The 11,362-nt window shown below is 67.8% G+C and carries 11 protein-coding genes; all 11 read left to right on the plus strand.

The annotated features are described in order from the left end of the window. Positions 1–2 precede the first annotated feature (2 nt). The 11 genes from nuoH (at position 3) to GWK16_RS14390 (ending at position 11,272) form a co-directional block, all read left to right on the plus strand. Positions 3–1,016, plus strand: a complete 1,014-nt coding sequence (gene nuoH / locus GWK16_RS14340) for an NADH-quinone oxidoreductase subunit NuoH (RefSeq protein ID WP_170054645.1) — start codon at positions 3–5, stop codon at positions 1,014–1,016. 13 nt (positions 1,017–1,029) lie between these two features. Next, entirely contained in the window at positions 1,030–1,518 is a 489-nt protein-coding gene (gene nuoI / locus GWK16_RS14345; protein ID WP_168038543.1) for an NADH-quinone oxidoreductase subunit NuoI, read from the plus strand. A 7-nt stretch (positions 1,519–1,525) separates the two neighbouring features. Then, a complete protein-coding gene (locus GWK16_RS14350; protein ID WP_170054646.1) occupies positions 1,526–2,212 on the plus strand; it encodes an NADH-quinone oxidoreductase subunit J in 687 nt (228 codons plus the stop codon). Beyond that, positions 2,196–2,522, plus strand: a complete 327-nt coding sequence (gene nuoK / locus GWK16_RS14355) for an NADH-quinone oxidoreductase subunit NuoK (RefSeq protein ID WP_456306759.1) — start codon at positions 2,196–2,198, stop codon at positions 2,520–2,522. Before GWK16_RS14350 ends, nuoK begins: the two co-directional genes overlap by 17 nt. 4 nt (positions 2,523–2,526) lie before the next feature. After that, positions 2,527–4,443 carry an NADH-quinone oxidoreductase subunit L gene (nuoL, locus tag GWK16_RS14360; RefSeq protein WP_170054647.1) on the plus strand — a complete coding sequence of 639 codons (1,917 nt, stop codon included), beginning with the start codon at positions 2,527–2,529 and terminating at the stop codon, positions 4,441–4,443. Then, positions 4,440–5,951, plus strand: coding sequence for an NADH-quinone oxidoreductase subunit M (locus GWK16_RS14365; protein WP_170054648.1), 1,512 nt, complete (start codon positions 4,440–4,442; stop codon positions 5,949–5,951). The genes nuoL and GWK16_RS14365 overlap by 4 nt, the downstream gene beginning before the upstream one ends. Before the next feature lie 4 nt (positions 5,952–5,955). After that, the gene (gene nuoN / locus GWK16_RS14370; protein WP_170054649.1) at positions 5,956–7,377 is read left to right on the plus strand and encodes an NADH-quinone oxidoreductase subunit NuoN; all 1,422 of its coding nucleotides are present in this window, start codon (positions 5,956–5,958) and stop codon (positions 7,375–7,377) included. Then, a complete protein-coding gene (locus GWK16_RS14375) occupies positions 7,374–8,108 on the plus strand; it encodes a biotin--[acetyl-CoA-carboxylase] ligase (protein WP_170054650.1) in 735 nt (244 codons plus the stop codon). The genes nuoN and GWK16_RS14375 overlap by 4 nt, the downstream gene beginning before the upstream one ends. Then, a complete protein-coding gene (locus GWK16_RS14380; RefSeq protein WP_170054651.1) occupies positions 8,108–8,926 on the plus strand; it encodes a type III pantothenate kinase in 819 nt (272 codons plus the stop codon). The genes GWK16_RS14375 and GWK16_RS14380 overlap by 1 nt, the downstream gene beginning before the upstream one ends. Positions 8,927–8,931: 5 nt before the next feature. Beyond that, entirely contained in the window at positions 8,932–10,578 is a 1,647-nt protein-coding gene (locus GWK16_RS14385; protein ID WP_170054652.1) for a ribonuclease J, read from the plus strand. A 430-nt stretch (positions 10,579–11,008) separates the two neighbouring features. Next, on the plus strand, positions 11,009–11,272 hold the full coding sequence (locus GWK16_RS14390; protein WP_170054653.1) for a DUF1467 family protein: 264 nt from the start codon (positions 11,009–11,011) through the stop codon (positions 11,270–11,272). The last annotated feature ends 90 nt before the right edge of the window (positions 11,273–11,362 follow it).

The following is an 11,362-nucleotide window of genomic DNA, read 5'->3' on the forward strand; positions in this document are numbered from 1 at the left end:
CCATGATGGACTTCCTGTTCAACCACCCGATCGGGATCCTGATCCTGACCGTGGTGAAGGCGCTGGCCCTGCTGGTGCCGCTGCTGGTGGGCGTTGCCTACCTCACCTATGCGGAACGCAAGGTGTTGGCGGCGATGCAACTGCGCAAAGGGCCGAACGTGGTCGGGCCCTTCGGCCTGCTGCAGCCCTTCGCAGACGCCATCAAGATGCTGATGAAGGAAACGATCGTGCCCACGGGCGCGAACCGGGTCCTGTTCCTGCTGGCGCCGATGCTGACCTTCGCACTGGCGATGATCGCCTGGGCGGTCATCCCGGTGAACGACGGCTGGGCGATCGCCGACATCAATGTCGGCATCCTGTATCTGTTCGCGATCAGCTCGCTCGGCGTCTACGGCGTCATCATCGCGGGGTGGGCGTCGAACTCGAAATACGCCTTCCTCGGCGCGATGCGCTCGGCGGCGCAGATGGTCTCCTACGAAGTCTCCATGGGCTTCGTCATCGTGACCGTGCTGCTCTGCGTCGGCTCGCTGAACCTGACGGAGATCGTGCGCGCGCAGCAGACGGTGTGGTTCGCCATCCCGCTGTTCCCGATGTTCGTGATCTTCTTCATCTCGACCCTCGCCGAAACCAACCGCGCGCCCTTCGACCTGCCGGAAGGCGAGTCCGAGCTCGTGGCGGGCTTCTTCGTCGAATACAGCTCGATGTCCTTCGCGCTGTTCTTCCTCGGCGAGTACGCGAACATGATCCTGATGTCGTCGCTGACGACGATCCTGTTCCTGGGCGGCTGGCTGCCGCCGATCGACATCGCGCCCTTCAACTGGATCCCGGGGCCGATCTGGTTCGTGCTGAAGATCTGCCTCTGCCTGTTCACGTTCATCTGGGTCCGCGCGACCTTCCCGCGCTACCGCTACGACCAGCTCATGCGCCTCGGCTGGAAGGTGTTCCTGCCGTTCTCGCTCGTGTGGCTGGTGCTGACGGCGGCGGTGCTGAAGCTGACCGGCTGGCTGCCGGCTTGATGGGGCTCTGAGAATGGCAACCCTCGATCGCGCCGCACGCAGCCTGCTCCTGTCCGAGCTCGTGTCGGGCATGGCGCTGACGCTGAAGTACTTCTTCAAGAAGAAGGCGACCATCAACTACCCCTTCGAGCGCGGGCCCCTCGGTCCCCGCTTCAAGGGCGAACACGCGCTGCGCCGCTATCCCAACGGGGAAGAACGCTGCATCGCCTGCAAGCTGTGCGAAGCCGTCTGCCCCGCCCAGGCCATCACCATCGAGGCCGAACCGCGCGAGGACGGATCCCGCCGGACCACGCGCTACGACATCGACATGACGAAGTGCATCTACTGCGGCCTCTGCGAGGAGGCCTGCCCGGTCGATGCCATCGTCGAGGGGCCCAACATGGAATTCGCCGCCGAGACGCGCGAGGAGCTGATCTACACCAAGGAGAAGCTGCTCGATAACGGCGACCGCTGGGAGCCCATGCTCGCCGAGCGGTTGCGCCTCGACGCGCCCTACCGGTGACCGTGCGATGATCGCAGCGCTTTCCTTCTACGCCTTCGCCGCCATCCTGATCGCCTCCGCGGTCATGGTGGTGACCAGCCGCAACCCGGTCCACTCGGTCCTGTTCCTGATCCTGGCCTTCTTCAACGCGGCCGGGCTGTTCCTGATCGCGGGCGCCGAGTTCCTCGCGATGATCCTGGTCATCGTCTATGTCGGCGCAGTCGCGGTGCTGTTCCTGTTCGTCGTGATGATGCTGGACATCGACTTCGCGCAACTGCGCGAGGGCTTTCAGCGCTACGCGCCGATTGGCGCCGTCATCGGCGCCATCCTGTTGATCGAGCTGTTCATGGTGCTCGCGACTTGGCGCTTCGCGCCTGAGGCCGCGACGCTGCGGCTGAATCCGATGCCGTCGGGGGTGACCAACGCCGAGGCGTTGGGTCGCATCCTCTATACGGACAACGTCTTCCTCTTCCAGGCCTGCGGTCTGGTGCTGCTGGTCGCCATGATCGGCGCCATCGTGCTGACGCTGCGCGAGCGGCCCGGCACGCGCCGGCAGAGCATCGCCGAGCAGGTCGCGCGCGCCGGCACCGTCAGCGTGCGTTCGGTGCCGCTCGGCGCCGGGCTGAAGGAGATCGGCATCGCCCGACCTCCGTCGCCCGAGGAGGAGGAGCCCAAGCAGGTGGAGCACCACCATGGCCATGGGGGGCATCACTGAGATGGCCGTCTCGCTCGCGCACTACCTGACCGTCTCGGCGATCCTGCTCGTCCTCGGCGTCTTCGGCATCTTCCTCAACCGGAAGAACGTCATCGTCATCCTGATGTCGGTCGAGCTGATCCTGCTCGCGGTCAACCTGAACATGGTCGCCTTCTCGTCCGCGCTCGGGGACCTCACCGGTCAGGTCTTCACCATGTTCATCCTGACGGTGGCGGCTGCGGAGGCTGCGATCGGCCTTGCCATCGTCGTCATCTACTTCCGCAACCGCGGAACGATCGAGGTCGAGGATATCTCGACCCTGAAGGGCTGAAGCGATGTTCGTCGGGGCCGTCTTCTTCCCGCTGCTGGGTGCGAGCATCGCCGGCTTCTTCGGTCGCTGGATCGGCGACCGGGCCGCGCAGCTCGCGACCGTCATCTGCATGGTTCTGGCCGCGGCCTGCGGGCTGACCGCCTTCTGGCAGGTGGCACTCGGCCATTCCTCGCAGACGATCGAGATCCTGACCTTCGTCGATGTCGGCGGGCTCGAGGTGTCCTGGGCGCTGCGCTACGACACGCTCTCGGCCGTGATGGTCGGGATGGTCACGCTGATCTCGACGCTGATCCACATCTACAGCGTCGGCTACATGTCGCATGACCCGAGCCGGCCGCGCTTCTTCGCCTACCTCTCGCTCTTCACCTTCATGATGCTGATGCTGGTGACGGCGGACAACCTCGTACAGCTGTTCTTCGGCTGGGAAGGCGTCGGCCTCGCCTCCTACCTGCTGATCGGCTTCTGGTACGAGAAGGAGAGCGCCTGCGCCGCGGCGATGAAGGCCTTCATCGTCAACCGCGTCGGCGACCTGTTCTTCATGCTCGGCCTGGCGTTGACCTTCTGGACCTTCGGGTCGGTCGAGTTCAGCACGATCTTCGGGTCGATCGACCAGCACATGGACGCGACCTTCGCGGGCTTCCGCGCCTATGAGGTGATCGGGGTGCTGCTCTTCCTCGGCGCCTGCGGCAAGTCGGCGCAGCTCGGCCTGCACACCTGGCTGCCGGATGCCATGGAAGGCCCGACGCCGGTCTCCGCGCTGATCCATGCCGCGACGATGGTCACCGCGGGCGTGTTCCTCGTCGCGCGCATGTCGCCGGTGTTCGAGTATGCGCCGACGGCGCTTGCCGTCGTCACCGTCGTGGGCGCCTCGACGGCACTGTTCGCGGCGACGATCGGCTGCGTGCAGAACGACATCAAGCGCATCATCGCGTATTCGACCTGTTCGCAGCTCGGCTACATGTTCTTCGCGGCGGGCGTGGGCGCGTACCAGGGTGCGATCTTCCACCTGTTCACCCACGCCTTCTTCAAGGCGCTGCTGTTCCTGGGCGCGGGGTCCGTCATCCATGCGATGTCGGACGAACAGGACATCCGCAAGATGGGCGGCATCTGGAAGAAGATCCCGGTCACCTACGCGGTGATGTGGATCGGCTCCCTCGCGCTCGCGGGCGTACCCTACTTCGCCGGCTACTACTCCAAGGACTTCGTGCTCGAGGCCGCTTTCGCCGCGCATTCGGGCGTGGGCACCTATGCCTTCTGGTGCGGCATCGCGGCGGCCTTCCTGACGGCCTTCTACTCCTGGCGCCTCATCATCCTGACCTTCCACGGTACGCCGCGTGCCGATCATCACACGATGGAACACGTGCACGAGAGCCCGGCCGTGATGCTGGTCCCCCTGCTGGTGCTCGCCGCCGGCGCGGTGCTGACGGGCGCGGTCTTCGCGCCGGACTTCATCGGTCATCATTGGGAGGAGTTCTGGCGCGGCGCCATCGTCAACGCGCCGCACAACGAGATCATGCACCATGTCCATGAGGTGCCGGAGTGGGTGCCGCTGCTGCCGACCGTGGTCGGCCTGTCGGGCATCGCGCTCGCCTACATCCTCTACATGCTGGCGCCGTCGATCCCGGGCAAGCTCGCCTCGACCTTCGGCGGCGTGTATCGGTTCCTGCTGAACAAGTGGTATTTCGACGAGCTTTATGACGCGATCTTCGTCCGTCCGACGCGCGCCCTGGCGCGGGTGCTCTGGCAGACGGGCGATGCGACCATCATCGACGGCGTGCCGAACGGCGCGGCCGCGCTTGCCGCCGATGTCGCGCGGGGCGCGGTGCGCCTGCAGACCGGGCGCGTCGCTTCCTATGCCTTCACCATGATCGCGGGCCTCGCGGTCTTCGTTACCATGCTCGCCTTCGGAGCCGCCCGATGAACGCCGCCGGCTTCCCGCTGCTCAGCCTGCTTACCTTCCTGCCGCTGGCGGGGGCGATCTTCATCCTCACCCTGAAGGGTGAGGACAAGGTCGTCGCCGACAATGCGCGCTGGGCGGCGCTGTGGACCAGCCTGATCGTCTTCGCGCTGTCGCTGATCCTGTGGTTCCGCTTCGACAAGACGGATCCGGGCTTCCAGTTCGTCGAGCGCCTGGACTGGCTGACGGACTTCGGCATCAGCTACCATATGGGCGTGGACGGCATCTCGGTGCTGTTCGTGCTGCTCTCGACGCTACTGACGCCGATCTGCGTGCTGGCGTCCTGGGACGCGATCCAGACCCGCGTGCGCGAGTACATGGTCGCCTTCCTCGTCCTCGAGACGATGATGGTCGGCATGTTCGCCGCGCTCGACTTCATCGTCTTCTACGTCTTCTTCGAAGGCGTGCTGATCCCGATGTTCCTCATCATCGGGGTGTGGGGCGGCAAGCGGCGCGTCTACGCGTCCTTCAAGTTCTTCCTCTACACGCTGCTCGGCTCGGTGCTGATGCTGCTGGCGATCCTGCTGCTGTGGTATCGCGCGGGCACCACCGACATCCCGGCGCTGTTCCAGCACGCCATCCCGCCAGCGGTGCAGACCTGGATCTTCCTCGCCTTCTTCGCCTCCTTCGCGGTGAAGGTGCCGATGTGGCCCTTCCACACCTGGCTGCCGGATGCGCATGTCGAGGCGCCGACCGCAGGTTCGGTGATCCTGGCAGGCGTGCTGCTGAAGATGGGCGCCTACGGCTTCCTGCGCTTCAGCCTGCCGCTGCTGCCGCATGCCTCGGCCGACTTCGCGCCGGCCATCTACGTCCTGTCCATCGTCGCGGTCGTCTACACCTCGCTCGTGGCGCTGGCGCAGGAGGACATGAAGAAGCTGATCGCCTACTCGTCGGTCGCCCATATGGGCATCGTCACGCTCGGCATCTTCACCTTCAACGTGCAGGGGCTGTCCGGCGCGCTGTTCACCATGCTCTCGCACGGCGTGGTGTCGGGCGCGCTCTTCCTCTGTGTCGGCGTGCTCTATGACCGCGTCCATTCGCGCGAGATCGCGCGCTACGGCGGGGTCGCGAAGATCATGCCGTCCTACGCGGTGATCTTCATGCTGTTCACCATGGCATCGGTCGGGCTGCCCGGTCTTGCCGGCTTCCCCGGCGAACTCCTGGTCATCGTGGCCGCATGGAAGGTGAACCCGACTGTCGCCTTCGGCGCGGCGCTCGGCATGATCCTGGGCGCGGCCTACATGCTCTACCTCTACAAGCGTGTCGCCTTCGGGCGCATCACGAAGGACGACCTTCGCGGACTGCTCGACATGTCGCCGCGCGAGCATCTGGTCTTCGCACCGCTGATCCTCCTCGCGATCTGGATGGGCGTCTCGCCGCAGACCTTCCTCTCCTTCTTCGAAGCCTCGGTCACGGCGCTGGTGGTGCGGCATGAAGCCGCGCTGGGCGCCGCCCGCCTGGCGGGGATGTGAGCCGATGAACTGGATCCTCGCCCTGCCGGAGCTCGTGCTCGCGCTCTCCGGCCTCGCCATCCTCGGCATCGGCGTGCTGCCGAAGCGCAACACGCATTTCGCCTGCGCCATGGCCGCGGTCGGCGCCTTCCTGTTGGCCGCAGCACTTGCGATCGGCGCGCCGGAGGGCTCGGCCTTCGGCGGTCAGATCGTCTCGGACGCCTTCACCCGCTTCGCCAAGGTGCTGATCCTGATCGGTGCCGCGGCGGGCGTGGTGCTCTCGCTGGACTACAACGCGCGGGAAGGGCTCGACCGCTTCGAGTATCCCGTGCTGCTGGTCTTCGCGACGCTCGGCATGCTCGTCATGGTCTCGGCCAACGACCTGATGTCGCTCTATATCGGGCTCGAGCTGCTGTCGCTCAGCCTCTATGTCGTCGCCGCCTTCAACCGCGACGACGAACGTTCGGCCGAAGCCGGTCTGAAGTACTTCGTGCTCGGCGCCCTCGCTTCGGGCCTGCTGCTCTACGGCTCCTCGCTGACCTACGGGTTCACGGGCACGACGAATTTCGACCGCATCGCCGATGCGCTGTCGGACCCGTCGAAGGCGAGCTCCGGGCTCGTGGTCGGCATGGTGTTCGTGATCGTCGGCCTGGCGTTCAAGGTCTCGGCCGTGCCGTTCCACATGTGGACGCCGGACGTCTATGAGGGCGCGCCGACCCCGGTGACCGCCTTCTTCGCGGCCGCGCCGAAGGTCGCCGCGATCGGCCTCTTCGCGCGGGTGCTCGGCGGGCCCTTCGGGGATCTCGCCGGCCAGTGGCAGCAGGTGATCGTGCTGATCTCGCTGCTGTCGATGGTCCTCGGCGCCTTCGCCGCGATCGGGCAGTCGAACATCAAGCGGCTGATGGCCTATTCCTCGATCGGCCATGTCGGCTACGCGCTGGTTGGCCTTGCCGCGGCCTCCGAGGCCGGCATGCGCGGCCTGCTCGTCTACATGGCGATCTACCTGCTGATGAACCTCGGCGCCTTCGCGGTGCTGGTGGCGATGCGCCGGCAGGGCAGGGCGGTCGAGCGGGTGGAGGACCTCGCGGGCCTCGCGCGCACCGACCTCTCCATGGCCGTGTGGATGGCGATCTTCATGTTCTCCATGGCCGGCATCCCGCCGCTCGCCGGCTTCTTCGGCAAGATGTTCGTCTTCAAGGCGGCGATCGATGCAGGGCTCTGGACGCTCGCCATCGTCGGCGTGCTGTCCTCGGTCGTCTCGGCCTTCTACTACCTGCGGATCGTGAAGGTGATGTTCTTCGACGAACCGGCGGGCGCGCTCGACCCGCGTCCGGCCAGCGTCTCCTTCGTCATGGCGGCCTCGGGCGTCTTCACCACGCTGTTCTTCCTCTACCCGGCGCCGCTGGTGGCGGCCGCGCAGGCGGCGGTCGCCGCGCTGCTCGGGTGACGGCGGCGCACCGCTTCTGTCTTCGCGTCCACGAGGCGCTGCCGAGCACCTCGGACCTCGTGGCGCGGCTGGCGGAGGCGGGCGAGCCGGACGGCCTCGCGGTCCTCGCCCGCCGCCAGACGGCGGGGCGGGGCACGCAGGGGCGGTCCTGGGAAGGGCCTTCGGGCAACCTGCACATCACCATGCTGCTGCGGCCGGCGGAGCCGATGCGGCATGCGCCGCAATGGTCGCTGCTGGCCGCCGTCGCGCTTGCCGACGCCGTCGCGCCGATGTTGCCCGACCCGTCCATCCTGGCGCTCAAATGGCCGAACGACCTGCTGCTGGGCGGCGCCAAGGCGGCCGGCATCCTGACCGAGGCCTCCGCCACGCCGGAGGGCGGCATCGCCTGGCTGTCGATCGGCATCGGGGTGAACCTGGCGCATGCGCCGGAGGTGCCGGGGCGCCGGACGGCCTGCCTGGCTGACACGGGCATCGCGCCCCCGGCGCCCGAAGCCTTCGCCGAGGCGCTGCTCGCCGCCATCGACCGGCGGCGAACCGAGCGGGCGCTGGAAGGCTTCGCCCCGGTCCGCGCCGCCTGGCTGGCCCGCGGGCCGGCCCTCGACACGCATCTTGCCATTCGTCGCCAAGGCGCCGAGATAGCCGGCCGTTTCGCGGGCTTGGCCGAAGATGGCAGCCTGCTGCTTGCCAGCGGCGGCCGCGTCCATGCCGTCGCCTCGGGGGAGGTCGCCTGATGCTGCTCGCCGTCGACGCCGGCAACACCAATGTCGTCTTCGCCGTCCATGACGGGAAGGAATGGCGCGGCCGCTGGCGCATCGCGACCCGTGCCGACCGCACCTCGGACGAATACGCCGTGTGGCTGCTGGCGCTGTTTCAGCACAGCGGGATCAACGCGAACGACGTCACCCGCTGCGTGATCGGGACCGTGGTACCGGCGGCGCTCTACAACCTCCGCCGGCTCTGCCGCGATTGGTTCGACACCGAGCCGCTGGTCGCCCGCGCGCCGCTCAACTGGGGCTTCCAGATCCGCGTCGACCAGCCCAACGAGGTCGGTGCCGACCGCCTGCTGAATGCGCTCGCGAGCCACCACCACTACGGCGGCCCGCTGATGGTGATCGACTTCGGCACCGCCACCACCTTCGACGTGGTGGACAGCGACGGCGCCTATCTCGGCGGCGTCATCGCGCCGGGCATCAACCTGTCGATCGAGGCCCTGCACAAGGCCGCCGCCCGCCTGCCCCGCATCGGCATCGGCCGTCCGCAGGCGGTGATCGGGCGTTCGACCGTGCCGGCCATGCAGTCGGGCATCTACTGGGGCTATGTCGGGCTGATCGAGGGCCTGGTCGCGCGTATCACGGCCGAGTACGGCAAGCCGCTGAAGGTCATCGCGACCGGCGGCCTCGCCCCGCTGTTTGCCGAGGGCACCCTTGCCATCGAGCGGACCGACCCCGACATCACGCTGGAAGGCCTCCGCCTCCTCGCCGACCGCAACCCGGTCCCCGTCTTCCACCATTCTGCGCTGCGCGACCCGCTGCGATCGGATTCCGACTGACCAACATGAACGCAGTAACCGGCGACCTCGCTTTCATCCCGCTGGGCGGGACGGGCGAGATCGGCATGAACCTCAACGTCTATCGCTGCGACGATGCGCTGCTCGCGGTCGATTGCGGCCTCGGCTTCGCCGGGGCTGACAATCCCGAAGTGGACGTCATGGTGCCCGATCCCACCTGGCTCGCGGAGCATCGCGACCGGCTGGTCGGCATGGTTATCACCCATGCGCATGAGGATCACCTCGGCGCCGTCGCGCATCTCTGGCGGCAGTTCCGCTGCAAGCTGTTCGCCACGCCCTTCGCCGCGGCCGTGCTGACGCGCAAGCTCACCGAGGCCGGTATCGTCCACGAGGTGCCGCTGGAGGTGATCCAGCCACGAGGCCGCTTCCGCCTCGGGCCCTTCGACTGCGAATTCATGCCCGTGGCGCATTCCGTGCCGGAATCCCAGGCGTTGGTGCTGCGCACGCGCCACGGCATCGTGCTTCACACCGGCGACTGGAAGCTCGACCCCGACCCGCTGGTCGGCCCCCGGACGGATGAGGCTGCCTTCGCCGCTCTCGGCGAGGAAGGCGTGCTCGCCATGGTCTGCGATTCCACCAACGCCATGGTGGAGGGGCATTCAGGCAGCGAGGCGGATGTCCGGCGCAACCTCGCCGCGCTGATTCGCGGCCTCAAGGGGCGCGTGGCGGTGACCGGCTTCGCCTCCAACGTGGCGCGGCTGGAATCCATCGCGCTCGCGGGCCGCGCCGCGGGACGGCAGGTGTCGCTGTTCGGCCGTTCGCTACGGAACATCGAGCAGGCGGCCCGCGACTGCGGCTACCTGAAATCCATCCCGCCCTTCGTGCCGGAGGAGGAAGCGGGCTTCCTTCCCGACGACGAGATCCTGCTGATCTGCACCGGCAGCCAGGGCGAACCGCGCTCGGCCATGGCCAAGATCGCCGAGGACACCCACCCCAACATCGCATTGGGGGAAGGGGACACGGTGATCTTCTCCTCCCGCCGCATCCCGGGGAACGAGCGCGCGATCCAGCGGGTGCAGGACGGCCTCGCCCGCCGTGGCTGCCGGGTGATGACGGATGAGGACCACATGGTCCATGTCTCCGGCCATCCGGCGCGGGACGAGCTGCGCCGCCTCTATGCCCTGGTGAAGCCGCGCTTTTCCGTGCCCGTGCATGGCGAATGGCGACACATGCAGGAACATGCCGCACTCGCCGCCGATTGCGGCGCGAAGCCCTTCCTGATCGAGGATGGCGACGTGCTGCGCCTGTCGGGCAACCGGCCGGAGGTGGTCGAGGGCATCCCGACCGGTCGCCTGGCGGTGGACGGGGACCGGCTGATCCCGATCGACGGGAGCCTGCTCGCGGCGCGGCGGCGGATGATGTTCAACGGCGTGGTGATGGCCTCGCTGGCGGTGGACGGGCAGGGCAGGGTGCTCGGCAGCCCGCAGATCTCAGCGCCTGGCCTGTTCGAGATGGGCGACCCCGATCCCGGCCTGATCGCCGAGGATCTGCGCCGCGCGGTGGGCGACATGCCCGCCGCGCTGAAGCGTGAGGACGACCAGTTGCGTGAGGCTGTGCGCAGCGCCGTCCGCAAGGCAGTCGGACGGCGACTGCGCAAGCGTCCGACGGTGGAGGTCCACCTCCTGCGCGTCTGATGCAGGTGGCGGGCCAGGGAACTGCGCGTGACGAGGCCAAGACCCGCGCACGGTTAGCCATCGCGGAGCAGCACGGCGTGATTGCTGCGGCGCGGTATCGGCTGGCCGGCTGTGGCGCATGCCGCCGGCCGCCGCTGCCAACAGGACGGCGCGCAGTCCTCTCCCCAGTCGATCGCGCCCTGGTTCGGTTCGCGCGATCGACGCTGGCCGCGCACGGGTCCTGAACCGATCCGGCCGCTGGGCGGGACAGCCCGGCGATGCGCGCCGCGGTGACCGCCTTCGCGTGCGAGCAGGGGGCGGCCGACCGGATCGCCCGTGGCCCAGGCGCTGATCGACCGCCTGCGCCAGGACGCCGCGCGACGGTGAGGCCCTTGCCCCCCGCTACCCCGGGGACTAGGCAGCGCAGGCCACGTGCAGGGGTTCGGCGCGCATGACCTGGTTCACCGGTATCGTCGTCTATCTGCTGGTCTGGTGGACGGTGCTGTTCTGCGTCCTGCCGATCGGCACGCGCCCGGATTCCGAGGGCGATCCCGCGGCGGGCGGCTGGCGCGGCGCGCCCGTCGCCGTGAATCTGGGATGGAAGGCCCTCGCGACGACGGCGCTCGCCGCCGTGATCTGGGTCGGGATCTGGTACATGGTGCAGAGCGAATGGCTGTCGTTCCGCACGGGAATCTTCGCGATGCCGTCGAATTGATGACCGATTGGGCACCGCCGCGGCGATTTGGCAAAGAAAGGGGCAGGGAGCGGCTGACCGCCGCTTTTTTGATCCTGCGCAAGGGGATTT

Source organism: Neoroseomonas marina (genome assembly GCF_012927745.1).
Taxonomy (GTDB): Bacteria; Pseudomonadota; Alphaproteobacteria; order Acetobacterales; family Acetobacteraceae; genus Neoroseomonas; species Neoroseomonas marina.

Coding starts and splice junctions, on each gene's coding strand:
- nuoN (WP_170054649.1), top strand. CDS start 5,956: ATGAACTGGATCCTCGCCCTGCCGGAGCTCGTGCTCGCGCTCTCCGGC.
- GWK16_RS14365 (WP_170054648.1), top strand. CDS start 4,440: ATGAACGCCGCCGGCTTCCCGCTGCTCAGCCTGCTTACCTTCCTGCCG.
- nuoK (WP_456306759.1), top strand. CDS start 2,196: ATGGGGGGCATCACTGAGATGGCCGTCTCGCTCGCGCACTACCTGACC.
- GWK16_RS14390 (WP_170054653.1), top strand. CDS start 11,009: ATGACCTGGTTCACCGGTATCGTCGTCTATCTGCTGGTCTGGTGGACG.
- nuoI (WP_168038543.1), top strand. CDS start 1,030: ATGGCAACCCTCGATCGCGCCGCACGCAGCCTGCTCCTGTCCGAGCTC.
- GWK16_RS14380 (WP_170054651.1), top strand. CDS start 8,108: ATGCTGCTCGCCGTCGACGCCGGCAACACCAATGTCGTCTTCGCCGTC.
- GWK16_RS14350 (WP_170054646.1), top strand. CDS start 1,526: ATGATCGCAGCGCTTTCCTTCTACGCCTTCGCCGCCATCCTGATCGCC.
- nuoH (WP_170054645.1), top strand. CDS start 3: ATGATGGACTTCCTGTTCAACCACCCGATCGGGATCCTGATCCTGACC.
- nuoL (WP_170054647.1), top strand. CDS start 2,527: ATGTTCGTCGGGGCCGTCTTCTTCCCGCTGCTGGGTGCGAGCATCGCC.
- GWK16_RS14385 (WP_170054652.1), top strand. CDS start 8,932: ATGAACGCAGTAACCGGCGACCTCGCTTTCATCCCGCTGGGCGGGACG.